The 24,657-nt window shown below is 60.2% G+C and carries 22 protein-coding genes; 9 read left to right on the top strand and 13 right to left on the bottom strand.

Annotation, left to right across the window (positions count from 1 at the left end; translation table 11 throughout):
* Positions 1–44: 44 nt before the first annotated feature.
* From AO353_RS08360 to AO353_RS08350, 3 genes are read left to right on the top strand one after another with little or no spacing between them, the layout of a single operon-like run.
* Positions 45–1,445 carry an MBOAT family O-acyltransferase gene (locus AO353_RS08360; protein ID WP_237142967.1) on the top strand — a complete coding sequence of 467 codons (1,401 nt, stop codon included), beginning with the start codon at positions 45–47 and terminating at the stop codon, positions 1,443–1,445.
* Positions 1,432–2,532 (top strand): DUF459 domain-containing protein, encoded by a 1,101-nt coding sequence (locus AO353_RS08355; RefSeq protein ID WP_054594493.1) that lies wholly within the window; start codon positions 1,432–1,434, stop codon positions 2,530–2,532. Before AO353_RS08360 ends, AO353_RS08355 begins: the two co-directional genes overlap by 14 nt.
* Position 2,533: 1 nt before the next feature.
* Positions 2,534–3,760 carry an SGNH/GDSL hydrolase family protein gene (locus AO353_RS08350; protein ID WP_054594492.1) on the top strand — a complete coding sequence of 409 codons (1,227 nt, stop codon included), beginning with the start codon at positions 2,534–2,536 and terminating at the stop codon, positions 3,758–3,760.
* 102 nt (positions 3,761–3,862) lie between these two features.
* Here AO353_RS08350 and ilvD read toward each other — a convergent pair whose 3' ends face one another.
* Positions 3,863–5,704 carry a dihydroxy-acid dehydratase gene (gene ilvD / locus AO353_RS08345; protein WP_054594491.1) on the bottom strand — a complete coding sequence of 614 codons (1,842 nt, stop codon included), beginning with the start codon at positions 5,702–5,704 and terminating at the stop codon, positions 3,863–3,865.
* Between the two features lie 278 nt (positions 5,705–5,982).
* Between ilvD and AO353_RS08340 the strand changes: the two genes are divergently transcribed.
* Positions 5,983–7,716: a DUF4153 domain-containing protein gene (locus AO353_RS08340; RefSeq protein ID WP_054594490.1), complete on the top strand. Its 1,734-nt coding sequence runs from the start codon at positions 5,983–5,985 to the stop codon at positions 7,714–7,716.
* Here AO353_RS08340 and AO353_RS08335 read toward each other — a convergent pair.
* Together AO353_RS08335 and AO353_RS08330 are read right to left on the bottom strand one after the other, a co-directional pair.
* A complete protein-coding gene (locus AO353_RS08335) occupies positions 7,713–8,915 on the bottom strand; it encodes an MFS transporter (protein WP_054594489.1) in 1,203 nt (400 codons plus the stop codon). The two genes, AO353_RS08340 and AO353_RS08335, sit on opposite strands and share 4 nt — an antisense overlap.
* A 146-nt stretch (positions 8,916–9,061) precedes the next feature.
* On the bottom strand, positions 9,062–10,258 hold the full coding sequence (locus AO353_RS08330; protein WP_054594488.1) for a class I SAM-dependent rRNA methyltransferase: 1,197 nt from the start codon (positions 10,256–10,258) through the stop codon (positions 9,062–9,064).
* 201 nt (positions 10,259–10,459) lie between these two features.
* Between AO353_RS08330 and AO353_RS08325 the strand changes: the two genes are divergently transcribed.
* Genes AO353_RS08325 through AO353_RS08315 form a run of 3 tightly spaced genes read left to right on the top strand, consistent with a single transcriptional unit; the run spans position 10,460 to position 12,493 of the window.
* On the top strand, positions 10,460–11,275 hold the full coding sequence (locus AO353_RS08325) for an HDOD domain-containing protein (protein WP_173859943.1): 816 nt from the start codon (positions 10,460–10,462) through the stop codon (positions 11,273–11,275).
* A 30-nt stretch (positions 11,276–11,305) separates the two neighbouring features.
* Entirely contained in the window at positions 11,306–12,118 is an 813-nt protein-coding gene (gene mutM / locus AO353_RS08320; RefSeq protein WP_054594486.1) for a bifunctional DNA-formamidopyrimidine glycosylase/DNA-(apurinic or apyrimidinic site) lyase, read from the top strand.
* A gap of 54 nt (positions 12,119–12,172) precedes the next feature.
* Positions 12,173–12,493, top strand: a complete 321-nt coding sequence (locus tag AO353_RS08315) for a hypothetical protein (protein WP_054594485.1) — start codon at positions 12,173–12,175, stop codon at positions 12,491–12,493.
* A gap of 99 nt (positions 12,494–12,592) precedes the next feature.
* On the opposite strand, the gene AO353_RS08310 is transcribed toward AO353_RS08315, so the two are convergent.
* The 5 genes from AO353_RS08310 to AO353_RS08290 all read right to left on the bottom strand — a co-directional run bounded on the left by AO353_RS08310 (position 12,593) and on the right by AO353_RS08290 (position 17,383).
* Entirely contained in the window at positions 12,593–12,844 is a 252-nt protein-coding gene (locus AO353_RS08310; protein WP_019694109.1) for a YfhL family 4Fe-4S dicluster ferredoxin, read from the bottom strand.
* 124 nt (positions 12,845–12,968) lie between these two features.
* A complete protein-coding gene (coaD, locus tag AO353_RS08305) occupies positions 12,969–13,448 on the bottom strand; it encodes a pantetheine-phosphate adenylyltransferase (protein ID WP_008019993.1) in 480 nt (159 codons plus the stop codon).
* A gap of 115 nt (positions 13,449–13,563) precedes the next feature.
* The gene (locus AO353_RS08300) at positions 13,564–15,159 is read right to left on the bottom strand and encodes a GMC family oxidoreductase (protein WP_054594484.1); all 1,596 of its coding nucleotides are present in this window, start codon (positions 15,157–15,159) and stop codon (positions 13,564–13,566) included.
* Positions 15,160–15,223: 64 nt separating this feature from the next.
* On the bottom strand, positions 15,224–15,769 hold the full coding sequence (locus tag AO353_RS08295) for a hypothetical protein (RefSeq protein WP_054594483.1): 546 nt from the start codon (positions 15,767–15,769) through the stop codon (positions 15,224–15,226).
* 183 nt (positions 15,770–15,952) lie between these two features.
* The gene (locus AO353_RS08290; RefSeq protein WP_054594482.1) at positions 15,953–17,383 is read right to left on the bottom strand and encodes a coniferyl aldehyde dehydrogenase; all 1,431 of its coding nucleotides are present in this window, start codon (positions 17,381–17,383) and stop codon (positions 15,953–15,955) included.
* 147 nt (positions 17,384–17,530) lie between these two features.
* Here AO353_RS08290 and AO353_RS08285 point away from each other — a divergent pair, with 147 nt between their 5' ends.
* Positions 17,531–18,202 carry a TetR/AcrR family transcriptional regulator gene (locus AO353_RS08285; RefSeq protein WP_054594481.1) on the top strand — a complete coding sequence of 224 codons (672 nt, stop codon included), beginning with the start codon at positions 17,531–17,533 and terminating at the stop codon, positions 18,200–18,202.
* Positions 18,203–18,234: 32 nt separating this feature from the next.
* Entirely contained in the window at positions 18,235–19,089 is an 855-nt protein-coding gene (locus AO353_RS08280; protein ID WP_054594480.1) for a sulfurtransferase, read from the top strand.
* 35 nt (positions 19,090–19,124) lie between these two features.
* On the opposite strand, the gene AO353_RS08275 is transcribed toward AO353_RS08280, so the two are convergent.
* The 5 genes from AO353_RS08275 to AO353_RS08255 form a co-directional block, all read right to left on the bottom strand.
* On the bottom strand, positions 19,125–19,955 hold the full coding sequence (locus AO353_RS08275) for an AraC family transcriptional regulator (RefSeq protein WP_054594479.1): 831 nt from the start codon (positions 19,953–19,955) through the stop codon (positions 19,125–19,127).
* A gap of 4 nt (positions 19,956–19,959) precedes the next feature.
* Positions 19,960–20,958 carry a hydrolase gene (locus tag AO353_RS08270; protein WP_054594478.1) on the bottom strand — a complete coding sequence of 333 codons (999 nt, stop codon included), beginning with the start codon at positions 20,956–20,958 and terminating at the stop codon, positions 19,960–19,962.
* Between the two features lie 72 nt (positions 20,959–21,030).
* Complete coding sequence (gene rsmD, locus AO353_RS08265; RefSeq protein WP_054594477.1) at positions 21,031–21,648, bottom strand: 16S rRNA (guanine(966)-N(2))-methyltransferase RsmD; 618 nt, start codon at positions 21,646–21,648, stop codon at positions 21,031–21,033.
* Positions 21,648–23,138, bottom strand: coding sequence for a M16 family metallopeptidase (locus AO353_RS08260; RefSeq protein WP_054594476.1), 1,491 nt, complete (start codon positions 23,136–23,138; stop codon positions 21,648–21,650). Before AO353_RS08260 ends, rsmD begins: the two co-directional genes overlap by 1 nt.
* Entirely contained in the window at positions 23,131–24,492 is a 1,362-nt protein-coding gene (locus tag AO353_RS08255) for a M16 family metallopeptidase (protein WP_054594475.1), read from the bottom strand. Before AO353_RS08255 ends, AO353_RS08260 begins: the two co-directional genes overlap by 8 nt.
* Between the last annotated feature and the right edge of the window lie 165 nt (positions 24,493–24,657).

Below are 24,657 nucleotides of genomic sequence, written 5' to 3'. Positions count from 1 at the left end.
TCAGTGCCGGGCTTGGATTTCTGCTGTACGTAATGGACTACGTTGTGAGCTATCTCTCGATTGAATTCGGCTTGTGTTTCATCCTTTTTTTCCTCGTCTACTGGTCTGTGTGCTGGAGTACGCGTCTACAGAACGTACTGTTGCTGGCCGCCAGTTACGCGATCCTCGCCAGTTTCAGTCTGGACTTCCTCTACATCCTGCTGGGCTACACCGCACTGGTGTACCTGCTCGGGGTGCTGAGTGAACGTTTTCCGGGGCGCTCATTCGTCAACGGGTTGATGTTGTTACTGGTGCTCGGCTGCTTTTACCTGTTCAAGTACCAGGACTTCTTTACCAGTACGGTGCAAAGCGCCTTCGCTCAGCTAGGGCTTGAAGTCTCGCTGCCGCTGCTGGAAGTGTTGCTGCCGGTCGGACTGTCGTTTTACACCTTTCACTCGGTCAGCTACCTGGTGTCGATCAACCGTGGCGAGCTAAAACCAGGTTCACCTTTTGACCTGGCGTTGTACCTGGCGTTTTTCCCGAGCCTGATCGCCGGTCCCGTGAACCGGGCCACCGACATGCTGCCGCAGATTCGCCCAACGCAAGCCCGGCAGGTGCTGGAACCGCAGCGGGCGTTGGGGCTGATTGCGCTGGCGGTGGTCAAGCTGTTCTTCCTCAGCTCCTGGCTGGCCAACGAATGGGTCGACCCGGTGTTCGAGTCGTCCGTCAGCTTTTCGGCCGAGCAGATCTTGCGCAGCGTTTACGGTTATTCGTTCCTGATTTACTTCAACTTCAGCGGCTACACCGACCTGGTGACGGGCATTGCCTTGTTGCTGGGTTTCCGTTTGCCGCTGAACTTCAACTTCCCGTACACCGCACGTAACCTCAAGGAATTCTGGGGGCGCTGGCACATCAGTCTGTCGACGTTTATCCGTGACTACGTGTACATCCCGCTCGGTGGCAATCGCCGTGGGGTCTGGCGCGGCAATCTGAACATGCTGCTGGCCATGCTGATTTCCGGGCTGTGGCACGGCGCCAGTGTGAATTTCATCATCTGGGGTGCACTGCATGGCGTGGGACTGGCGCTGTACAAACTCTTCAGTCACTGGCTGCCGGAGCGTCCGACCTGGCTGGGGGCCGATCTGCTGGCGCGGTTGTTGACCTTCCACTATGTGGCTTTTGCCTGGATCTTCTTCCGTTGTGCATCCCTTGGGGATGCCATCGAGATGCTCGGCGGTCTGGGCGGGATGTCGCGGGCGGGGCTGCTCAGCAATGGTCTTTCATTGTTGGGCTGCCTGCTGTTCGTGGCGATCTATCCACAGATTGTGGCGCTGACGCGTCGGTTGTTCGACGCCACTGTGCGGTTGCCATGGCTGCTGTATCCAGTGCCGTTGGGGCTGTTTATTTGCGTGGTTATCTTTGCTTCTCCATCGGGCGTACCGGGGTTTATCTATGCCAGTTTCTAACGCATCGCCACTGCCCACGAACCTGAGCGGCGCACTCAAAGTGTTGTATGCGATCCTCGTCATCAGCGCGCTGCTGTTTTGGTTCAACCAGGACTCGATTCGTCTGTACTGTCAGCAGAAGTATCACGATGGCTGCGAGATTCCCGGCCTGGCGCAGAATCCGCAGTGGCGTTTCGGAGCTCAGTTGAACCAGACGCTGGCGGATGTGCGGTCAGGTTTCATCGCCCGGCTTGAGGGCCTGGATGACGTCAAACTGATCGATCAGGCTCAAGCAGCAGTAAATGAAGAGGAACCGCTTGGCGAGACGCTCGCGCCATTGCCGACACTCGAACAGGCAGCGAAATCGGTAGAAGCTCCGCCCCAGGTCGTGACTGATCCTGCGGTGAAGCCTGCGCCGCCCGTTGACGGCGCGCCGGTCACTCCGCTGATGGCGACGCTGGCGCTCGGTGACGAGGTGCTTTTTGTCGGTGACTCGCTGATGCAAGGAGTCGCCCCGCATATGGCGAACACCCTGCTCAAGCGTTACAAGGTCAAGAGCATCAACCTGAGCCGGCAGAGTACCGGGCTGGCCTACCCGAGCTTTTTCAACTGGCCGAAGACCGTCGAAAGCACCTTGCAGGGCCACCCGAAGATTCGCCTGATGGTGATGTTCCTCGGCCCCAACGATCCCTGGGACATGCCCGACGGCAAGCACAAACCGTTCTTGCGCTTCAAGACCCCCGAATGGGAAGTGGCCTATCGTCAGCGTATCGACTCCATTCTCGACTCTGCCCGCACACACCAGGTACAGGTGATCTGGGTCGGCCCGCCAAACATGGAGAAGGCCAAGCTGTCGACGGCCATGGCCTACCTGAACGGGCTCTACAAAAGTCAGCTTGCGGCCTACCATCAGCACTTTGTGTCGGCCAACGAGATTCTGGGCTATCAAACCGATGAGTTCTCCTATTACCTGACGGTCGACGGTAGTCGGAAGGTCAAGACCCGGGTCGATGACGGTATCCATTTCACACCGACCGGGCAAAGGCTGATCGCCGAACGCGTGTTGTCGCTGATCAACTTTCCCAGCCAACAATTGACGGAGCACTGATATGCGGCGACTGCACGGCATTGCGCTGTTGTTGAGCATTACTCTGCTGAGCAGTTGCAGCCCCACGACCGAGGTCCAGGCCACACCGGCGTCTGCGCCGAAAAAACCTGGCTACACCTCGAAGAACGTCGTGCCGGTGGGGGGCGGTGATCCGAACCTGGCGGCACTGGCGCGCAAGTTCAATACGGCGGATCGCACGCCGATCACCATTGTGCAGTTGGGCGACTCCCACACAGCGGCCGATCTGTTCAGTGGTGAGGTGCGGCGGTTGTTGCAGGCCCAGTACGGTGATGGCGGGATAGGGTTTGTCGCCGCAACGCCTGTGCCGGGCACGCGCTATGAACGGGTCATCCTCACCGCCGCCAATCGTCAGTGGTCGCTGGTCTCGGCGCGTAATCAACAAAGTACTCAGTTCCCACTGGGCGGTTACTTGTCGTTACCGATGACCCCGGGGGCCAAGGTGCAGATCGCCGAGCGCGAAGGCAGTCTCCAGCAGTACCGGATTTCAGCGCTCTATCAGGCGTCTGCCAACAGCAGCCTCAAGGCCCAGACCAATCTCACTCAGGCCACTCGCATGCTTGCGGCCACGGGCGGGCAGTGGCGCTTCAGCCCGCCGTTCAACAACGTGACGCTGCCAGTGGAAATGAGTGTCACCCATACCGAGGGACTGGCCCTGGGTGGCTGGAATATCCTCGGGCAGAAGAGCTCCGGGGTGATTTATTCGGCGCTGGGCATCAACGGTGCCCGGCTGGACGTGCTGGACAAGTGGCAGGCCGATTGGCCGGACACACTCAAGGCGTTGCGCCCGGACATGGTTATCCTGGCCTACGGCACCAACGAGGCCTTTGACGACGACCTGGATCTGGATAAATACCGGAGCCAGTTGCAGGACAAAATCACCCTGTTGCGTAAAACCTTGCCCAAGGCCGTGATTCTGCTGGTCGGTGCGCCGGACTCCATCAAACACCGTGGCGCGAGTGCCTGCGCTTCCGCGCAGCCGCAGCCCTTGCGACAGCTTATCCAGATCCAGAAAGCCGTGGCGCAGCGCAATCGCGTGCTGTTCTGGGACTGGCAGGCCTTCATGGGCGGTGATTGCTCTATCAGCCGGTGGCAGGCCAATGAGCTGGCCCGCAATGATCTGGTGCACCTGACCGCGGATGGTTATCGCAAGAGCGCCGAGGGACTGTATCGCTTCCTGCGGGAGCAGTTGGGCGAGCGCATGCCGTGAGCCTTGCTGAGGCTGCACAGCTTTAGGCGCCCACAGAGGCTTCTGAAACGCAAAAAAATGCCCCGCACTTGGCGGGGCATTTTTGTGTTCAACGGTTAAGCATTACAGCCCGTCGAGCATCGCTTTGTTACGTACAGCGCCCTTGTCGGCGCTGGTCGCCAGCAAGGCGTAGGCTTTCAGTGCGGTGGTCACCTTACGTGGACGCACTTCAACCGGTTTCCAGCCTTTCTTGTCTTGCTCCACGCGGCGCGCAGCCAACTCTTCGTCGCTGACCAACAGGTTGATCGAGCGGTTCGGAATGTCGATCAGTACCTTGTCGCCGTCCCGTACCAGGCCAATTGCACCGCCGGCAGCGGCTTCTGGGGACGCGTGACCGATGGACAGGCCCGAGGTGCCGCCGGAGAAGCGGCCGTCGGTGAGCAAGGCGCAGGCTTTGCCCAGGCCCTTGGATTTCAGGTAGGACGTCGGGTAGAGCATTTCCTGCATGCCCGGGCCGCCTTTCGGACCTTCGTAGCGAATGATGACGATATCGCCTTCTTTCACTTCATCGGCGAGGATGCCGCGCACGGCGCTGTCCTGGCTTTCGAAGATCTTCGCGTTGCCTTCGAAGACGTGGATCGACTCGTCGACGCCAGCGGTTTTCACCACGCAACCGTCGAGGGCGATGTTGCCGTAAAGCACGGCCAGGCCGCCTTCTTGCGAATAGGCGTGTTCGACACTGCGGATGCAGCCGTTTTCACGGTCGTCGTCGAGGGTTTCCCAACGGGTCGACTGGCTGAACGCGGTCTGGGTCGGGATACCCGCAGGCCCGGCCTTGAAGAAGTGGTGCACCGCTTCGTCAGTGGTTTGGGTAATGTCCCACTTGGCGATACCTTCAGCCATGGTCTTGCTGTGCACGGTCGGCAGGTCGGTGTGCAGCAAGCCGCCACGGGCCAGGGAACCGAGGATGCTGAAGATCCCGCCGGCGCGGTGCACGTCTTCCATGTGGTACTTCTGGATGTTTGGCGCGACTTTGCACAGTTGCGGAACGTGGCGGGAAAGACGGTCGATGTCGCGCAGGTCGAAATCGATCTCGGCTTCCTGGGCGGCGGCCAGCAGGTGCAGGATGGTGTTGGTCGAGCCGCCCATGGCGATGTCCAGCGTCATGGCGTTTTCGAACGCCTTGAAGTTGGCGATGTTGCGTGGCAACACCGACTCATCGTTCTCGCCGTAGTAGCGTTTGCACAGTTCGACGATGGTGCGGCCGGCTTGCAGGAACAGTTGTTCACGGTCGCTGTGGGTGGCCAGTGTCGAACCGTTACCCGGCAGTGCCAGGCCGAGGGCTTCGGTCAGGCAGTTCATCGAGTTGGCGGTGAACATGCCGGAGCACGAACCGCAGGTCGGGCAGGCGCTGCGCTCGTACTCGGCGACTTTCTCGTCAGAAGCGCTGGAGTCGGCGGCGATAACCATGGCGTCGACCAGGTCGAGGCCGTGGCTGGCGAGTTTGGTCTTGCCGGCTTCCATCGGGCCGCCGGAGACGAAGATCACCGGGATGTTCAGGCGCAGGGCGGCCATCAGCATGCCAGGGGTGATCTTGTCGCAGTTGGAGATGCACACGATGGCGTCGGCGCAGTGGGCGTTGACCATGTACTCGACGGAGTCGGCGATGATCTCGCGGCTCGGCAGCGAATACAGCATGCCGTCATGGCCCATGGCGATGCCGTCATCGACCGCGATGGTGTTGAATTCCTTGGCGACGCCGCCAGCACGTTCGATCTCGCGGGCGACCAGTTGGCCGAGGTCCTTGAGGTGGACGTGGCCCGGTACGAATTGGGTGAACGAGTTGGCAATGGCGATGATCGGCTTTTTGAAGTCGTCATCTTTCATCCCCGTGGCGCGCCACAGTGCGCGGGCGCCGGCCATGTTGCGGCCATGGGTGGATGTTTTCGAACGGTAATCAGGCATGGAGCACTCCGGGCGGCTAAGCAGGTATCAAAAGGGGAGTGAGCTTCTATTGACCTTGGGAACACTCAGAAATGGCCGTGTGTCCGAAAGTTGCCACTCGCGTCGCGGGATCGCCGCTTGCTTGGGCCTCGAGCTCATAAACCCGCCGGGGGATGACTGGCGATGAATCGTTCGATTCTACACCGCTGGCGGCTGGAGGGAACGGGGCAATACTCAGGGCCGGCGGCTTTGTTTAGACTGGCGACCTTTTGCCCTTCCCCCACTCCAAAGGAACTGGAATGCCCGGTCTCAATCGTTTTCTTGGGTTTTACCTGCTGATCGGCCTGATCCAGGGAATCGTATTCTTCTACTCCGACCAGCTCTATCGCGTGAGCGAAACGCTGTTTTTTGTCACCTGCACCGTGGTCCTGGTGGGCGGGACAACGTTGCAGTTGCTCGGGGAGAAAGTCCGACAGTGGCGCTCTCTGCTGCCTACGCTGGCGTTCACCCTGCTGATGGGCGGTATGACGCTGTGGGTCTGCTACGGCCCCGAGCATGTCGTCAGCAGCCGCTGGGCGATCAACTCCTGGTTCATCAGCCTGGTGTTGTTGAGCTATGTCTGCGCCAGCTTCCTGTTCGCCTGGCCCGCCGTCAAAGGGCAGCGCTGGCGCTATGAAGACTTGTTTCAGCAAGCCTGGAACAGTGTGTTCATCGTGCTGTACGCGCTGATTCTGGTGGGATTGTTCATGTTGTTGCTCAAGCTTTGGAGCCGACTGTTCCTGATGTTGGGCATCGAATTTTTCGAGCGCCACTTCTGGAGCCAGGTGTTCCTGTGCTTCAGCCTGCCGCTGGTGTTTGCGCTAGGCATGTACTTGGCGGCGCGCAGCGAGAAAGTCATCGGCCAGATGCGCGGCATGTTGTTCAGTGCCTGTGGATTGCTGTTGCCGTTGATTGCACTGATCAGTGTGCTGTTTACCCTGACCTTGCCTTTCACCGGACTTGATCGGATTTGGGCCACGGGCTACTCCACCCCGATTTTGCTGGTGTTGGCCGGCGCTCAACTGTTCTTGCTCAATGGCGTTTTCCAGCAGGGCGTCCAAACTCGGCCGTACCCCAAATGGTTGACGCACTTTATCGAGTTGAGCCTTTTGTGCCTGCCGGTTCTCGCCGCCTTGGCGTTTTACTCAAGCTGGCTGCGGGTCGAGCAATATGCCTTGTCGCCGCAACGTTTCGTCGCGCTGGCGCTTGCCTTGCTGTGTGGCTTGTACGGCCTGGCGGCGGTGTGGGCGGTGGCCTTGCGCTCGCCGGCCTGGCTGGGCAACTTGCGCGTGACCAACCCGGCACTGGCGTTGCTGTTTTGTGTGCTGTTGGTGTTGATCAATACGCCGCTGCTCAACCCTGTACAGCTCAGCGTTGACGATCAGGTGCGGCGCTTGCTCGATGGGCGCACCAAGGCTGAGGCGTTTGATGCGCACTACCTGCGGTTTGGCCTGGAGAAGGCCGGTGAAGAGGCGTATGCCAAGCTGCAAGTTGATCTGGATCAGGAGCGCATTCTTGATCCGGACGCACGCCGCGCGTTGCGCGAGAGGATGGACGACACATCACTGAGTTTCAGTGAGCAGTATGCAAAGGAGCGGGCCCGACGACCCAAGCCCGAACTGGAATGGATCGGCCCCAAGCCCAAAGGCAGTGAGCAGTTTGCCGAGATCAGTCTGAACACCGATTCGCCTTGCGAGCCCGGCTGCGTGCTATGGGCGGTCGACCTCGACCAGGACGGCCAGAACGAGGTGTTGGTGGTGCCCCGCACCAGTTTCCGCCACGATTTCAAACCACCGCGCATTTATGCCCTGGACGGGAAAGGCGAGTGGGACGATCGCGGCCCTCTGGTGTGGACGCAACTCCCCGACGGAAATGTTGACACCGAGACGCTGATTAACGATATCCGCGAAGGCAGGATTTCGTTGGTCAAGCCGCGTTACAGACAATTGCAGTCCAGCGATATGCTGCTCACGCCAGTGATTCGAGAGCCTTAGCGGCGGCCTGTTCGGTGATTGGTCAGTAATCCCCATAGGCTGAGCCCAATGAAACTGAAGGCGATGGTCATGAGTAGATGATCGCCAGCCTGGGCCAATGCCGCACTGCTGACGGCGGCCGTGAGGAACATAATGCTGTTGCCCGCCGAGGCTGCCGTGCCGGCGCTGCTGGAAAACAGCAGCATCGCCGCAGAAATCGCGGCGGGTCGAACCAGGGTGACGGCGAGGGCGCTGATGAGCATCGGGATCAGCAGAGTCACGGTGGTGATGACATCAAAGCTGAGGATCAGCGTCAGCAGCACACCCGCGACGCAAAGCAATCCGAGGCCGATATTGATTTGCCGGGACAGCGCGATGCGTTTTTGCAGATACGAGGCCGCCACACCGCCAAGCAGATAAGCCACGCCGTACACCATCAGCACCAGTGCGTACTGGTATTCGGACAGTTTCAGCGCATCCATGAAAATCAATGGCGTCACGCTGATCAGCGCGAAGTAGCAGGCGAATACCAGCGCGGCGATCCACCAGTAGCGCAGGAAGTCTCCATTACGTATGACGGCTTTCAGCGTGCCGATGATCGATGAGGGCTCGCGGTGCGGGCTGGCGGACTTGGAGGGCAGGATGCAGAACGCATGGATCAACATACCCAGCGCCATCGCGGCGAACCCGTAGAAGCTACCTTGCCAGTCGAATGTGGTTTGCAGCCATGAGCCGATCAGCGGCGAGAGTGCGACGAACGAACCGCTCAAGGTCATGTAATAGAGGCGCACGCGGGCACGGTCTTGTTCGTCGAACAGGTCCTCCACCAGCGCGTGGCCCAGGACGAAGAAACCACAGCCTATGGCTTGGACACCGCGAAACAGTAGGAAGGCCAGGTAGTTGGGGGCCAGTGCACAACCAATAGCGCCGAGGATCGACAGGGTAATGCAGCCGATCAGGACTTCCTTGCGGCCCCATTTATCCGATAGCGGACCGGCGATCAGTTGGGAGATCGAGAAGACGAGCGTGAACAAGCTGATGGAGAGTGCGACTTCTGCCGTTGGCGTATCGAACCTGGAACCCAGGGCAGGAAAAGAAGGCAGCAGGATGTTGATCGGGAAAAAGCTGATCAAGGAAATGCAGGTGATGAGGATGAAACGGGAGAGTTGTTGGCGCTTTACGTCGCCACTGATTGAGGGTGAACAGGTGGACTCAGACATTGTTTTTGTTTTCCGGAGTAAATCCAGAAACCGATACTAGTCTGCGAAAAATGGAATTCAATCAAAAGTAACGTAGGAGGCTTCCCGTAGTAATGCGGGCCGTCGCTGTGGAACGGGCAAACCCGTTCCTACAGCGAGTTCAGCCATCAGCTGTTAGGCAGCAGTCGGCAAGTAATGCTCTTGATATACCGCGTCTCGGCAATCGCCGGGTGCACCGGGTGATCAGGACCCTGACCGCCACGTTCCAGCAGTTGGATGTTGCGGTCCAGGTGACGGGCGCTGGTCAGCAGGATGTTCTGCAGATCGTCTTCAGGCAGGTGCATCGAGCATGAAGCGCTGACCAGGATGCCGTCCTTGTTGAGCAGGCGCATGGCTTGCTCGTTCAGGCGACGGTAGGCGCCTTCGCCGTTCTTCATGTCTTTCTTGCGTTTGATGAACGCTGGCGGGTCGGCCACGATGACGTCGAATCGTTCTTCGCTGGCTTTCAGCTCTTTCAGGGCTTCGAACACGTCGCCTTCGATGCAGGTCATTTTGTCGGCGAAACCGTTCAGTGCGGCGTTACGCTCGACACCGTCGAGGGCGAAGGCCGAAGCGTCGACGCAGAACACTTCACTGGCACCGAAAGCGGCAGCTTGCACGCCCCAGCCGCCGATGTAGCTGTACAGGTCCAGCACGCGTTTACCTTTGGCATAAGGTGCCAGGCGCGCGCGGTTCATGCGGTGGTCGTAGAACCAGCCGGTTTTCTGTCCCTGGATGACCGGTGCCTCGAACTTCACGCCGTTTTCTTCCAGGGCAACCCACTCCGGCACCAGGCCGAACACGGTTTCGACGTAGCGGTTGAGGCCTTCGGCGTCACGGGCCGCGGAGTCATTCTTGAACAGGATGCCGCTTGGCTTGAGCACTTGGGTCAGTGCCGCGATCACGTCTTCTTTATGAGCTTCCATGGTCGCCGAAGCGATCTGCACCACCAGGATGTCGCCGAAACGGTCGACTACCAGGCCCGGCAGCAGGTCGGAGTCGCCGTAGACCAGGCGGTAGAACGGCTTGTCGAACAGGCGCTCGCGCAGGGACAGCGCAACGTTGAGGCGGTGCACCAGCAGCGACTTGTCGAGCGGCAACTTGATGTCGCGCGACAGCAGGCGAGCGCAGATCAGGTTGTTCGGGCTCATGGCGACGATGCCCAGCGGCTTGCCGCCGGCAGCTTCGAGAATCGCTTGATCGCCAGCCTTGAAGCCGTGCAGCGGGGTGGCGGCTACGTCGATTTCGTTACTGTAGACCCACAGGTGGCCGGCGCGCAGGCGACGGTCGGCGTTGGCTTTGAGGCGCAAGCTTGGCAGGGACATGACGTCGCTCCAGGTGAAAAAAAAGAGCGGGATTATAGCGCTAGATGGGAGGCGCAGCGCGGTTGTTTCTGGGCGTTGCGTCGGACAGATCGCCCATGTGGCGGATTTTTTCCGCTAGAATCGCCCCTTGGCCCAGAGTGAGTACGTATGTCCCAAGAGCTATCTTCCGAACAGATTCAACAGGCCCTGCAAGGCATTAGCGTGCCGCCTCAGCCGCAAATCATGGTGGATTTGCAGATGGAGCAGTACATGCCGGACCCGGACCTGGAAGTGATCGCGAAGTTGATCTCCCAAGACCCGGGCCTCTCTGGCGCTTTGTTGAAGATCGTCAATTCGCCGTATTACGGGCTGAGCAACAAGATCGCCTCGATCCAGCGCGCGGTGAACCTGCTGGGCAGTCGTTCGGTCATCAATCTGATCAATGCGCAGTCGATCAAGGGCGAGATGAATGACGACACCATCGTCACCTTGAACCGGTTCTGGGACACCGCCCAGGACGTGGCGATGACCAGCCTGAGCCTGGCCAAGCGCATTGGTTCGCAGGCTGTGGACGAGGCTTATGCGTTAGGCCTGTTCCACGATTGTGGTGTGCCGTTGATGCTCAAGCGCTTCCCCGACTATATGTCGGTGCTGGAAGAAGCCTACGCCAGTGCCAACGCCGAGTGCCGCGTGGTTGATACCGAGAACCGCGTACTCAACACCAACCACGCCGTGGTCGGTTACTACACCGCGAAGTCCTGGCGCCTGCCGGAGCATGTGACCGACGCTATCGCCAATCACCACAATGCGCTGGCGATTTTCAGCGACGAATCATCCCGTAACAGCCAGTTGAAAAACTTGCTGGCGATCCTGAAGATGGCGGAACACATTTGCGCGTCGTATCGGGTGCTGGGCAATCAGACCGAAGACCACGAGTGGGATAGCATCGGGCACCTGGTGCTCGATTATGTCGGCCTCTCGGACTACGACTTCGAAAACCTCAAACAGACGATTCGCGAGCTCGGCGCTCATCATTGAGTGTCGGTTTTCAGCTGATCCGGGAACACCATGCCTGAACTGCCAGAAGTCGAAACCACCCGTCGCGGTATTGCCCCGTTCCTTGAAGGGCAGCGCGTCAGTCGCGTGATCGTGCGTGATCGGCGTCTGCGCTGGCCGATCCCCGAGGACCTCGATGTGCGGCTGTCCGGGCAGCGCATCGTGTTGGTGGAGCGACGCGCCAAGTATTTGCTGATCAACGCCGAAGTCGGCACGTTGATCAGTCATTTGGGCATGTCGGGGAATTTGCGTCTGGTGGAAGTCGGCTTGCCGGCGCTCAAGCACGAGCATGTGGACATCGAACTCGAATCCGGCCTGGCGCTGCGCTACACCGACCCGCGACGTTTTGGCGCGATGCTCTGGAGCCTTGATCCGCTGAATCACGAATTGCTGGTTCGTCTGGGGCCGGAGCCGCTGACGGATCTGTTCGATGGCGAGCGGCTATTCCAGCTGTCACGCGGGCGTTCGATGGCGGTCAAGCCGTTCATCATGGACAACGCCGTGGTGGTCGGGGTTGGCAACATTTATGCGACCGAAGCACTGTTTGCTGCCGGGATCGACCCGCGTCGCGAGGCCAAGGGGATTTCCCGGGCGCGCTATCTGAAGCTGGCGATCGAGATCAAACGCATTCTGGCCGCCGCTATCGAACGCGGCGGCACCACGCTGCGCGACTTCATTGGCGGTGACGGCCAGCCGGGGTATTTCCAGCAAGAGTTGTTCGTGTACGGCCGTGGCGGTGAGCAGTGCAAGGTCTGTGGTAGCGAATTGCGGGAAGTTCGCCTCGGGCAGCGCGCCAGCGTCTTTTGCCCGCGTTGTCAGAGCTGAGAATTCCTACGGTCTATAGTTAGTGGTCTGACTGCCTAGCCGAAGGACCGTGCCATGAGATCGATTCGAACCCTTGCTGCCGCGCTGCTGTTGAGCATCGGCTTATCTGCCCAGGCGTCCGACGGCGGCAGCGGCGACCCCAGTTACAGCATCCATAACCCACCGGCCTACGCGATGATCGGCGATCTGCTGATCGCCCGCCCGTTGCTGGTCGCGGCGACGGTGATCGGTGCCGGGGTGTTTATTGTGTCCTTGCCGTTTACCGCGCTGGGCGGCGGGGTAGGCGATGCGGGCCAGGCGCTGGTGGTCGATCCGGCGAAAGCGGCGTTCGTCCGTTGCCTGGGGTGTATCGGGGAGGGGTTTGAGCAGCAGTAGCTTTAAAAGCATCGCGGGCAAGCCTTGCTCCTACGGGATTTCACCGACCTGTAGGAGCAAGGCTTGCCCGCGATGGCGTCGGAACTGACACCAAAATACTCAAGCCTTGCCGGTAAGCTTGCGGTACTTCTCCATCAACTGCTCTTGAGTTTCTGGATGCGCTTCGTCCAGCGGAATGCAATCCACCGGGCAAACCTGCTGGCACTGTGGTTCGTCGTAGTGGCCGACGCACTGGGTGCAGAGGTTCGGGTCGATCACATAGATCTCTTCGCCCTGGGAGATGGCGGCGTTCGGGCACTCGGGTTCGCAGACGTCGCAGTTGATGCAATCGTCGGTGATGATCAGGGACATTGGGACTCCTGCCGGGGTGTTCTGCCCAGGCATCTGAAAACTGATGCGTACAATTGTGCCGCATCGGCGCCCGCAGTGCACGCAGGCGCGATGGACTGCAAGAGATAGCAGTCTGTGGCAGCGCCTACTTCTTGAAGCGCAGGGTCAGCGCGTCGGCCACGACAGGGTGGACGAACTTGGTGATATCGCCGCCCAAGGCAGCAATTTCACGGACCAGCGTCGAAGAAATGAACGAGTAACGCTCGGACGGGGTAAGAAACAGGCTTTCCACGTCCGGGGCCAATTGGCGGTTCATGTTAGCCAGCTGGAATTCGTATTCGAAGTCCGATACCGCGCGCAGGCCACGCAGGAACACGTTGGCGTTCTGCTCTTTGGCAAAGTGCGCCAGCAGCGTCGAAAAGCCGACGACTTCGACGTTCGGCAGATGTTTAGTGACCTCGCGGGCCAGCTCCACACGCTGTTCCAGGGGAAATAGCGGGTTTTTCTTCGGGCTGGCGGCGACGGCGATGATCACGTGATCGAACAGGCGCGAGGCGCGTTCGACCAGATCGCCATGGCCCTTGGTAATAGGGTCGAAGGTACCTGGGTACAACACTCGGTTCATCGCGTCGTCCTGGCGGGAGTCCGTTGGGGAGTCGGATGGTATCGCAGCCTTCCCGGTCGGCCAAGTCGCCTTTGGGGTAAGAAAGCACTATAGACGATGCGAATTATGGGTTTTTTCATGGGTTTTTTAAACGCACAGCCAGCGCTGTCGCCAGTTGCGCGGTCAGTCCATAGACCGACAATTGCGGGTTGGCGCCAATGCTGGTGGGGAACAGCGAGCCATCATGGATCGACAGATTACTCAGTTGATGATGGCGGCCGAGACTGTCGGTGACGGCATTTTTCGGGTCTTCACCCATGGCACATCCGCCCATCACATGAGCGCTGCCCAGTCGTGTGCGGTACAGCTCAAGGCTCAGGCCGTCGATCAGAGCACGTGCCTCGGCGAGGGTTTTCACGTAGCGCGCATCGGCGTGCATCGGCATGACCGCGTTGGCACCGCCGGCAAACTGGATCTCGGCCATGCTGTGGAACGCTCGACGTATGCCATCCCAGGCATAGGCTGAGACCTGATAGTCGAGCACCGGTGAGCCATCGCCGCGTAACTCGACGCTGCCACCCGGGCTGTCCGGGTGAAAACCGTCACGCAGCAGGGCCAGCATCGCGTGGGTGTGCGGCAATTGCTGCATGTGTCGAGCGTTCTCTTCGCCAAAGCCACCGAGCAAGGTCGCCGCCAGCGCCGGGTGTAGCGGCGGTACCTCCAGCTTGTAGGACATTTTGCCGGTGGTGCCGTCCTGCCATTGAAAGTGGTCGGAGTAAATCGACTGCGGCGCGCCGTAAAACGGGTTGATCACCTCGTCGAACAGCCCGGCGGACATGTTCACCAGGTGCAGAAAAGTCCGCTTGCCAAGGCGCTCATGGGGATCCGGGGCTTTTGAGCGCAGCAACAATGCCGGGCTGTTGATGCCGCCACCGGCCAGTACGTAGTGCCGCGCCTTGACGGTGATGCTACGCCCGGTCGGCGCCACGCAGCGTTCATCCATTGCCGCGCAGTGCAGGCCGGTGACTTTGTCATCCTTGATCAGCAGGTGTTCGGCGCGGGCGAGATAGAGCAGCTCGCCACCTTTTTCCAGGGTTGCGGGGATGGTGGTGACCATCATCGATTGCTTGGCGTTGGTCGGGCAGCCCATGCCGCAATAGCCGAGGTTCCAGCAACCGCGCACATTTCGCGGGATCACGTGCCAGCTGTAGCCGAGCTGTTCACAACCTTTTTTGATCACGTTGTTGTTGGCATTCGGCGGCATCATCCACGGGGCGACGCCGAGGCGCTGCTCCATTTTTTCGAACCAGGGCGCCATTTCGGCCGGGCTGTGGCCCTTGACGTCGTGTTCTGTGGCCCAGTGTTCGAGGGTCGGCGCGGGGGTGCGAAAGCTTGAGGTCCAGTTGACCAGCGTCGTGCCACCGACTGCGCGGCCTTGCAAAATGGTGATCGCGCCGTCCTTGCTCATGCGGCCGATGCCTTCCTGATAAAGGCTGGAATAGGCCTGGTCTTCGAGCATCTTGAAGTCGCTGCTGGTCTTGAGCGGGCCTTCTTCGATCAACAGCACTTTGTAGCCGGCAGCGCTGAGGATTTCGGCGGTGGTGCCGCCGCCAGCGCCGCTGCCGATGATCGCAATGTCGGCTTCCAGCGTCAGATCATTGGCCAGTTGCGAGCCGTTGTAGGTTTTCCAGCCACGGGCCAGGCCTTCGCGGAACGGATCGGGTACGGGCATCTTTGGGCTCTCTTATTGTTCTGGATTCGGTGGTGATGCGGCTCGTGATAGGGACACCTCGGTCCTAAACGACGGGCGGCCCCGGATATCCGCAATGTGCCCAGGACTCGGCGCGCTTGTACCAGGCCATCATCACCAGTTGCAGGATCGAGCTGTGGCCCATGCGCAACAGGCTCAGCGAGCTGTTTTGCCAGCGCCGCAGGAATTGACGAATGTCATCGCTGCTGGTGTTTTCCCAGTGGCCCCAGATGCCGGTCAGTGGCCCGCGAGTGATAGTCATGCCGAGCACGTCGAACAGTTGCTGGGTCAGCTTGAGCATTTCCGGCGACAGATGATTGAGGTCATGGTCCAGTGATTTCAGGGTGCCCTCGATGGCACCCGGGAGTTTTTCGACGGCCACGGCGCCGTCGAGCATCACCGGGACCAGCGCGCGCAGGAACGGCAGATCACTGCTGCGCAACATGGCGAAACCGCTGGCAGGGCTGCTGGCCGAGCAACCACTGAGGCTGGCGCCAAGGCCGGCCGCGGTCAGGAAGGCGCTGGCGCAGAGACTGAATTTGAGCAGGCTGCGCCGTGTCAGCGCGGGGGATTCGGACAGGCTTGGATGCATTATTGTTATTACCCGGTCATGAGGCTCTGTACGAAAACTGCCTGCGCGTCGACCAGGCTGCGTTAAAAACAGGCTCGGAATGCTCATTTAGGTCCCTAAAGTCGGGTGCGACCCCAGCCGTTCCTCGTCTGTTTTTGCCTTGCCTGATCACCGCTCGGCGAGTTTTCGTATAGACCCTAGGCGTCAGCGGATGAACAGCTTCTGGATCAGCTTCTGGATCGACTTGCCGTAAGGCGGATAAATCAGCTTCGCCGCGTTAAAGCGCTGCTTGATCAGCACGCCTTTGGCTTTGCTGAACGTCAGGAAGCCTTCATGGCCGTGGTAATGGCCCATGCCTGAAGCGCCGATACCGCCAAACGGCATGTCGTCTTGCGCGACGTGCAGCAAGGTGTCGTTCAGGCACACGCCGCCGGAATGGGTTTCGTTGAGGACGCGATTTTGTTCGGCCTTGTTGTAGCCGAAGAAATACAGCGCCAGCGGACGTGGCCGCTGATTGATGTAGGCAAACGCCTGGTCCAGATTCTTGTAAGGCACGATAGGCAGCACCGGGCCGAAGATTTCGTCCTGCATCACGATCATCTCGTCGCTGACATTCAGCAGCAGGCTATGGCTCATGCGTCGGTCCTGATCCTGCTCGAACATCGGAATCAGCAGCGCGCCCTTGCTGGTGGCGTCGCTGAGGTAGCTGCGCAGCCGGGCCAATTGGCGCTCATTGATGATCGCGGTGTAGTCCGGGTTGTCCGCGAGTGTCGGGTAAAACCCGCGAACCGCCTGACGATAGGCTTCGACGAAGGAGCCGACCCGCTCTTCCGGCACCAGCACGTAGTCCGGTGCGACACAGGTTTGTCCGGCATTCAGGGTTTTACCGAAGGCAATGCGTTCGGCGGCATCCTTGAGCGGTACATCGTGGGAAACGATTGCCGGAGACTTGCCGCCTAATTCCAGTGTCACCGGTGTCAGGTTCTCCGCCGCCGCGCGCATCACATGTTTGCCGATGCTGGTGGCGCCAGTGAACAGCAGGTGATCGAAGGGCAGCCTGGAGAAGGCCATGCCGACCTCGGCTTCGCCCAACACCACGCACACAAGGTCTTCGGGGAACACTTTGGCCAGCAACGTTTTCAGCAGTTGCCCGGTGGCCGGGGTGGACTCGCTGAGTTTGAGCATCACTCGGTTGCCCGCCGACAACGCGCCGACCAATGGGCCGATGGCCAGGTACAGCGGGTAGTTCCACGGCACGATGACTCCGACTACGCCCAGCGGCTGATAAACCACCTTGGCCGCCGCCGGCTGAAAGGCGATTCCGACCTTGCGCGGGGACGCTTTCATCCAGCCTTTGAGGTGTTTGCTGGCGTATTGAATGCCGTGCAGGCTCGGCATCAGCTCGGCGAGCAGGGTTTCATCGGCGCTACGGTTGCTGAAATCCTGGCTGATCGCGTCGATCAAGGCCTGACGCTCGTCACTCAACAGATCACGCAATGCCTTGAGCCATTGCTGGCGTTGCGCGGCCGGCGGCATCGGGTGGGCCGCGTAGGCCTGGCGCTGGGCGGCAAACAGAGCGTGTAGCTCACTCAATGGCTGTTGAGAGTTTTGCAGGTAGGCAATGTCGGCGGGCATGGTAGCTCCGGTTTTTTTTAGAATGAGGAAGTTTTTAGAGTCTATGCTCTAGAAAGTCAAATGACATCCTCGGGAAGCGATGATTTATCCGCCAGCGGATAGGTCGTAAGATGCCCGGCAACGCACAGAAGAATTAAAGCTCAAGCCATGGCCCCACGAATAAAAACCAGCGAGCGCATCGTGCAGAACAGCCTGGAGCTGTTCAATCAACAGGGTGAACGCAGCATCAGTACCAACCATATCGCTGCGCATATGGAGATTTCTCCGGGCAACCTGTACTACCACTTCCCCAACAAGCAGGCGATCATCGCCGTGTTGTTCAGTGAGTACGAAGCCCTGGTAGAGAGCTTCCTGCGCCCACCTCAGGGCCGCGCCGCGACCGTTGAAGACAAGCGTTTCTACTTGCAGGAACTGCTGTCCGCCATGTGGCGCTACCGGTTTTTGCACCGTGACCTCGAGCACTTGCTCGACAACGATGTGGAACTGGCTGCCCGCTACCGGCGTTTTTCGCAACGTTGCCTGATCCAGGGCACGGCGATTTACGCAGGCTTCGTCGACGCCGGGATCCTGTGCATGGACAAGGTCCAGATCGAGTCCCTGACGCTCAACGCCTGGATTATCCTCACGTCCTGGGTGCGCTTTCTGTGCACCACACGGGAAAATTCCAACCATCTCAGCGAGCAAGCCATTAAACGTGGCGTGTATCAGGTGCTGGTGCTGGAAGCAGGATTTGTCACGGAGCAAGCGCGCGAGGCGGTCAATGCCTTGTTCGAGGAGTTTTACGTACCGCTGGCCCAGGCTCTGGAAGAAGTGCAGTAGGATCGACAAAGACTTAACCACAGGAGCCCGCTATGCCCATTGCGCAACTGATCAGCCCGAACGCCCTGGACCAGAAAAAAGGTCGGGCCGGGTTGGTGATTCTGGATTGTCGTTTTGCCCTCGAAGACCCGGATTACGGCCAGCGCAGCTATGCCCTGGGGCATATCGAGGGTGCCTCGTTTGCGGACCTCGAACGTGACTTCAGCGGACCCGTAGTCAAGGGTGTCACCGGTCGCCATCCATTGCCGACGCCGCACCACTTGATTCAGCGTTTGCAGGATTGGGGTATCAATAACGACAGCGAAATCGTTTTGTATGACGACGGCCCCGGCATGTATGCCGCCCGGGCCTGGTGGTTGCTGGCGTGGCTGGGCAAGCGCGACGGCGTGTTCATTCTCGACGGTGGCCTCAAGGCCTGGCACGCGGCGGGTTTACCGCTGAGCCTGGATCCTCCGGCAATCAGCCGTGGCTCCTTCACCGGCGCGCCGGACCACACCTTGTTAGTGAGTGCCGAAAAACTGCAACAGCGCCTCGGTCAGCCGACCCTGACCTTGCTCGACGCCCGGGGCCTGCCGCGTTTTCGTGGTGAGGTCGAGCCGATTGACCCGGTCGCCGGGCACATTCCCGGCGCGCAATGCGCGGCCTTTACCGACAACCTGGATGCCGACGGGCGTTTCCTTCCCGCCGATCAGCTCAAGCAGCGCTTTGCCGCGAAACTGGGTGATCGTTCGCCGACCGAACTGGTGGCGTATTGCGGCTCGGGCGTGACGGCGTGCCATAACCTGTTTGCGTTGTGCCTGGCCGGTTATCCGTTGGGTTCGCTGTATGCCGGGTCGTGGAGCGAGTGGATCACCGATCCGGCGCGGGGCGTCGCTACTGGCGACTAATCGCCAATCCCCTGTGGGTATTGGGGCTTTGAGACTCAAAGCAGTCGGGCGCTGCGATAAGCCCCCGGTCCCACGCCATAAACCTTCTTGAACTGCCGGCTCAGATGACTCTGGTCGGCAAAGCCGAGCCGGGTGGCAACCTCCAGTGGCAGGCAGCCTTCCTGTAATAACGCACGGGCCTGGGCGATACGCTGCTGCATCAGCCAGGCGTGCGGCGGCATGCCGGTGGCGTAGCGAAACACTCGGGCGAAGTGGAAGGGCGAAAGGTTCACCGCAGCGGCCAGTTCTTCCAGGGAGGGTGGTGCAGCGAGCTGCGCGTGCAGCAGTTCCTTGGCCTGGGCGATGGCCCGATGTTCCTGTCCAGGTTGACCGGGCGTTGCTACTGCGGCGTGACGTTGCAGCAACGACAGCATCATTTCCCGCCATGCGGTCTGCTGTTGCAGCGCACTGGCAGGGCTCTCCAGCAAACGGTGCAGTTGGCAGAGGCCACTCACCAGATCCGGGTCGCGATACAGCGTCGCACCAAAGGCTGGCAAGTCGTGGTCAGGCAGCTCAAGTTCGCCCAGCAACGAAAGGATTTGCTGATTGTCGGGATAGAACGCCCGGTACAACCAACCGTTGTCCGTGCCTTTGTGGCCAGTGTGCAATTCGTCTGGATTGATCACCACCAACGTCCCGCTGCCAGCCAGATGTTCGGCGCCACGATAGCGGTAGCGTTGAGCGCCGGCCATGATGATGCCGATGACGAAACCGTCGTGTACGTGAGGGACGAAGCGCTGTTCGATGTAGCGCGCGGACAACAGCTCGACGCCGGCCAACGGTGCCGTTTGCCAGAAGTGGATCGACTCGCCCGGATTCGCCTCCATGACCTTACTCGCGACCTGTGTTGGCCAACCAACGCGGGATGCGCCGTTCCAGGTAGTAGCCGGGGTTGCGGAACGTGCCGTCGACAAAGCCGACATGCCCGCCCTTGGCCTGCAATTCGAACTGCGTGCAGTCCGATAGCTCGCTGGCGTGCGGCAGGCTGTGGAGAAACACGAAAGGATCGTCAGCCGCTTGAATGATCAGGGTCGGCGTGCGGATCTCGCCGAGAAAGTAACGGCTGGAGGCGCGACGATAATAGTCATGCGCGTCCTTGAAACCGTTCAGTGGCGCGGTCACCCGGCCATCGAAATCCCAGAACGTGCGCAAGTTCTCCAGTGAGCCGAGTCTGGCCAGGGTCTCCAGGCCCTCGTGGTGGCCGTCGTGCAGGAACTTCTGTTGCTTGGTCTTGATGTAGGCGAGCATTTCGCGCATGAAGTGCGCTTGATAGATCCTCGAAAATCCCTGACCGATGCGGTCGGCGCATTGGTCCAGGCGAAAGGGTACCGAGACCGCCACCGCGCCCTGCAACTGACTGCCACTGCCGGTTTCACCCAGGTGCTTGAGCAGCACATTGCCGCCCAGCGAATAGCCGACCGCGTACAGCGGCGCCGACGGGCGGGTGGCGCGCAGGTGGTTGATCGCCGCCGCGAGGTCTTCGCTGGCGCCGGAATGATAGCTGCGCGGCAACAGATTCGGTTCGCCCGAACAGCCGCGCCAGTTCAGCGCCACGCTGGCCCAGCCTTGGGCGAACAGGGCTTTTTGCAGGCCGGCGACATACGGTGAGTTCGAAGAACCGGTCAATCCATGCAACACCAGCACCAGAGGTGCATTGGCGCTGTGCGGCCCGTGCCAGTCGAGATCGAGGAAGTCGCCATCGTCGAGCCACAGACGTTCGCGTTGTCGATCCAGATGAGTGGTTTTGCGCCACAGCGGTCCCCACAAGGTTTGCAGATGCGGGTTGCCGAGGCCGAAGGCAGGGATGAAACGATCAGGCGGTGTAGGCACGGTTGTTCTCGATGCAGCGGCGCGTGCCAGAGATTGTTAACCCCAGGCACGCGCCTTGTTCAGGCCGGTGGATTAACCGGCGATCTCTGCCATACGGTGCCACAACGCGTAGTAGACCCGCCCGGACTTTTGCTCCCGGTGCAGGCGCCAGCCCCCTGGCAGACCGAGGGTCGATGGCGCGGTCTCACTTTCAGTGTAGATCCACGCGTCGTCGGCGAGCCATTGGCGTTCTTCAAGTAATGTGCAAACGGCGGGCAACAGGTTCTGGTTGAACGGTGGGTCGAGGAACACCAGGTCGTAGGCGATCGCTGGCTGGGTTTCCAGGTAACGCAAGGCATCGGCGGTTTGCACCTGGCCGACGGTGCAACGCAGCGTTCCCAAATGTTCTTTCAGGCTGGAAACCGCCAGGCTGCTGGCGTCCAGCGCCTGGCCCATGGCGGCGCCACGGGACAGCGCTTCGAGAAACAGCGCGCCGCTGCCGGCAAACGGATCGAGAACCTTGGCCCCGGCAACGTACGGTGCGAGCCAGTTGAACAGGGTTTCACGCACGCGGTCGGGCGTCGGGCGCAAGCCTGGCGCGTCCGGGAAACTCAGGCGACGGCTGCGCCACTCGCCGCCGATGATGCGCAATTGGTTCACGCCGTTATGCACGTTATGAACAGGTTTTTTAGGACGCGATGGACTGGCCATTAATGCTCCGGAACCCCGAGCGGCTGCTCGGATGGTTTGTCAGTTGGGGCCGGTAACGGCTTTTGCGGCACGGTCGGACCAGCAGAAACGATGACCATTTTGTCCGTGCTCAGGTGTTTGTTCATTGCCGCGGTGACCTGCTCGACCGTCAGGCTTTGCGACTGCCGCATGAAGTCTTCAAGGTAACTCAGCGGCAAGTTATAAAAGCCCATGGCGCCCAGTTGGCCGACGATATCGGCGTTGCTGGCGTTGGACAGCGGGAAGCTGCCGGCCAGTTCACGTTTGGCGTCGTCGAGTTCTTTCTGGGTCGGGCCGGTTTTCAAGTAGTCGGCGAGCACGTCCTGCACCAGTTTGAGCGTGCCTTCGCTCATTTCGGCGCGGGTTTGCAGGTTGATCATGAACGGGCCACGGACCTGCATCGGGGTGAAACCGGAATAAACGCCGTAGGTCAGGCCGCGTTTTTCACGTACTTCGCTCATCAGTCGGGTGCCGAAGCCACCGCCGCCGAGGATCTGGTTGCCCAAGGAGACGGCCGCATAGTCCGAATCGTCACGGTCGATGCCCAGTTGCGCGAGCATCAGGTTGGTTTGCTTGGACGGAAACTCGATGTGCCCGATGCTGGCTTTTGGTTCGGCCGGTTGTTCGATTTTCGCCAGCGCCGGGCCTTTTGGCAGTGCGACGGAAATCTGTTCGGCAATCGCTTCGGCTTCGCTGCGCGACAAGTCGCCCACCAGTGCAATCACCACGTTGCCCGCGGCATAGGCTTTCTCGTGGAAGGCCCGCAATTGCGCCACGGTAATCGGCGGCACACTTTGCGCATTGCCGTCGCTTGAGTGTGCGTAAGGGTGGTCGCCATACAGGCGCTTCATCAGCTCAAGGCTCGCCAGTTTGCCGGGGTTCTGCTTCTGGTATTCGAAGCCGGCGAGCAACTGGTTCTTGATGCGTGCCAATGAGTCGGTCGGGAACGTCGGTTTGCCGACCACTTCAGCGAACAGTTTCAGCGCCGGCTCGCGTTTATCCACAGCACTCAGGCTGCGCAATGTGGCGACGGCCATGTCTTTGTAGGCGCCGTTGCCGAAGTTTGCGCCAAGGCCTTCGAAGCCTTCAGCGATCTTGCCGACATCTTTGCCGGCGATACCTTCGTTGAGCATGGCATTGGTCAGCACCGCCAGACCTGGTTTATCACCGTCCTGACTGCTGCCGGCAGCGAAGATCAGGCGCATGTCGAACATCGGCAGTTCCGGGGCTGCAACGAACAGCACCTTGGAGCCTTCAGCGGTTTTCCAGGTTTGCACGTCCAGTGTGCGGTGGCTCGGCGCTTTACTGTCGAGTTCGGCCAGTGATTGCAGCTTTTTGCTGGCCTTGGCCTGGTCGAGGGCTTCGCTGGCATTGGTCTCGGTCGAACGGCTGAGGTAGAAACCGAACGCGGCGACCAGTGCGACGAGTAACAGGCCGATCAGGGCCAGACGTGGTTTTTTACTCTCACTCATGAGCGGTTTCCTCGGGCAGTGGCAGTACATGCGCAACGCTGAGACGTTCGCGAGTGAAATAGGTGCGGGCGGCTTTCTGGATGTCTTCCGGTGTCACGCTTTGCAGCTCGGCGAGTTCGGTGTCCATCAACTTCCACGACAGACCGACGGTTTCCAGCTGACCAATGGCAGTGGCCTGGCTGGTGATCGAGTCACGCTCGTAGACCAGGCCGGCGATCACTTGTGCGCGTACACGTTCAACTTCATCAACTGAAGGCGCGGTGGTTTTCAGCTGTTCGAGCAGTTTCCACAGGCCGGCTTCGACTTGGGCCATGGTTTTGTGTTTCTGGGTGTTCGGCGTGGCTGACAAAGTAAACAGGCTGTCACCGCGGGTGTAGGCGTCGTAGCTCGATGAACCACCGGAGACCAGTTCTTCGCCGCGCTCCAGTTGCGCCGAGATGCGCGCGCTGTAGCCGCCATCAAGCAATGCCGCGATCAACCGCAGGGCATTGACCGAGCGCTTGTCTTGCGCAGTGGCGATGCTCGGCACGTTGAAGGCCAGCATCAGGCTCGGCAATTGTGTCTGTACGTGCAGGGTGATCTGGCGCTCGCCGGGCTCGGCCAGTTCCAGCGGAATCTTCGCTGGCGGCACGTCGCGCTTCGGGATCGGTCCGAAGTAGCGCTGGGCCAGGGCTTTGACTTCGTCCGGGGTTACGTCACCGACCACCACCAGCGTGGCGTTGTTCGGCACGTACCAGGATTTATACCAGTGGCGCAGTTCTTCGACCTTCATGCGATCCAGGTCAGCCATCCAGCCGATGGTCGGCGTGTGGTAGCCGCTGGCCGGGTAGGCCATGGCCTTGAAGCGCTCGTAAGCCTTGGCCATCGGCTTGTCGTCGGTGCGCATGCGGCGCTCTTCCTTGATCACTTCGATCTCGCGGCTGAACTCGTCGGCCGGCAGGCGCAGGTTGGCCATGCGGTCGGCTTCCAGTTCAAAGGCTACGCCCAGGCGATCACGCGCCAGCACCTGGTAATACGCGGTGTAGTCGTCGCTGGTGAAGGCGTTCTCTTCGGCACCGAGGTCGCGCAGGATCAACGACGCTTCGCCGGGGCCGACTTTCTCGCTGCCCTTGAACATCATGTGTTCCAGGGCGTGGGACAAACCGGTCTGGCCCGGGGTTTCGTAGCTGGAGCCAACCTTGTACCAGATCTGGGAAACGACGACGGGGGCACGATGATCCTCGCGCACGACGACCTTGAGGCCGTTGTCGAGGGTGAATTCGTGGGTCGGTTGGGGGGCGGCAGCCAAAGCTGAAAGGGGCAGACAAACTGTGCTGAGCAGCAGGCCTGCAGCGCGGCGGGCTAGAGCATTCATTCGTTTTTAAACCTGTTGGGCTGCCCGCTAGGTCTTAGCGTCAGCGGGCTAGAGGGTGCTAGGATACTGATCCGTTTTACTGGCGGCCACGCCTATCAGGCTTTTGTGCTTGATCAGGCTGTATGGGTTCACGGCGGAAAGCCTCTGTTTATCAGCTAAACTCCG

Source organism: Pseudomonas fluorescens (genome assembly GCF_001307155.1).
GTDB classification, from domain to species: Bacteria; Pseudomonadota; Gammaproteobacteria; order Pseudomonadales; family Pseudomonadaceae; genus Aquipseudomonas; species Aquipseudomonas helvetica.
The sequence above is the reverse complement of the archived record's forward strand: the minus strand, read 5'-3'. Positions and strand labels throughout refer to the sequence as shown.

Bases quoted from the DNA above. Each gene is read 5' to 3' on its own strand.
- AO353_RS08350 (WP_054594492.1), top strand. From the start codon at position 2,534: ATGCGGCGACTGCACGGCATTGCGCTGTTGTTGAGCATTACTCTGCTG.
- AO353_RS08295 (WP_054594483.1), bottom strand. From the start codon at position 15,769: ATGCATCCAAGCCTGTCCGAATCCCCCGCGCTGACACGGCGCAGCCTG.
- AO353_RS08300 (WP_054594484.1), bottom strand. From the start codon at position 15,159: ATGCCCGTACCCGATCCGTTCCGCGAAGGCCTGGCCCGTGGCTGGAAA.
- mutM (WP_054594486.1), top strand. From the start codon at position 11,306: ATGCCTGAACTGCCAGAAGTCGAAACCACCCGTCGCGGTATTGCCCCG.
- AO353_RS08255 (WP_054594475.1), bottom strand. From the start codon at position 24,492: ATGAATGCTCTAGCCCGCCGCGCTGCAGGCCTGCTGCTCAGCACAGTT.
- AO353_RS08280 (WP_054594480.1), top strand. From the start codon at position 18,235: ATGCCCATTGCGCAACTGATCAGCCCGAACGCCCTGGACCAGAAAAAA.
- AO353_RS08315 (WP_054594485.1), top strand. From the start codon at position 12,173: ATGAGATCGATTCGAACCCTTGCTGCCGCGCTGCTGTTGAGCATCGGC.
- AO353_RS08260 (WP_054594476.1), bottom strand. From the start codon at position 23,138: ATGAGTGAGAGTAAAAAACCACGTCTGGCCCTGATCGGCCTGTTACTC.
- AO353_RS08355 (WP_054594493.1), top strand. From the start codon at position 1,432: ATGCCAGTTTCTAACGCATCGCCACTGCCCACGAACCTGAGCGGCGCA.
- AO353_RS08285 (WP_054594481.1), top strand. From the start codon at position 17,531: ATGGCCCCACGAATAAAAACCAGCGAGCGCATCGTGCAGAACAGCCTG.
- AO353_RS08335 (WP_054594489.1), bottom strand. From the start codon at position 8,915: ATGTCTGAGTCCACCTGTTCACCCTCAATCAGTGGCGACGTAAAGCGC.
- coaD (WP_008019993.1), bottom strand. From the start codon at position 13,448: ATGAACCGAGTGTTGTACCCAGGTACCTTCGACCCTATTACCAAGGGC.
- AO353_RS08330 (WP_054594488.1), bottom strand. From the start codon at position 10,258: ATGTCCCTGCCAAGCTTGCGCCTCAAAGCCAACGCCGACCGTCGCCTG.
- rsmD (WP_054594477.1), bottom strand. From the start codon at position 21,648: ATGGCCAGTCCATCGCGTCCTAAAAAACCTGTTCATAACGTGCATAAC.
- ilvD (WP_054594491.1), bottom strand. From the start codon at position 5,704: ATGCCTGATTACCGTTCGAAAACATCCACCCATGGCCGCAACATGGCC.
- AO353_RS08290 (WP_054594482.1), bottom strand. From the start codon at position 17,383: ATGCCCGCCGACATTGCCTACCTGCAAAACTCTCAACAGCCATTGAGT.
- AO353_RS08340 (WP_054594490.1), top strand. From the start codon at position 5,983: ATGCCCGGTCTCAATCGTTTTCTTGGGTTTTACCTGCTGATCGGCCTG.
- AO353_RS08310 (WP_019694109.1), bottom strand. From the start codon at position 12,844: ATGTCCCTGATCATCACCGACGATTGCATCAACTGCGACGTCTGCGAA.
- AO353_RS08275 (WP_054594479.1), bottom strand. From the start codon at position 19,955: ATGGAGGCGAATCCGGGCGAGTCGATCCACTTCTGGCAAACGGCACCG.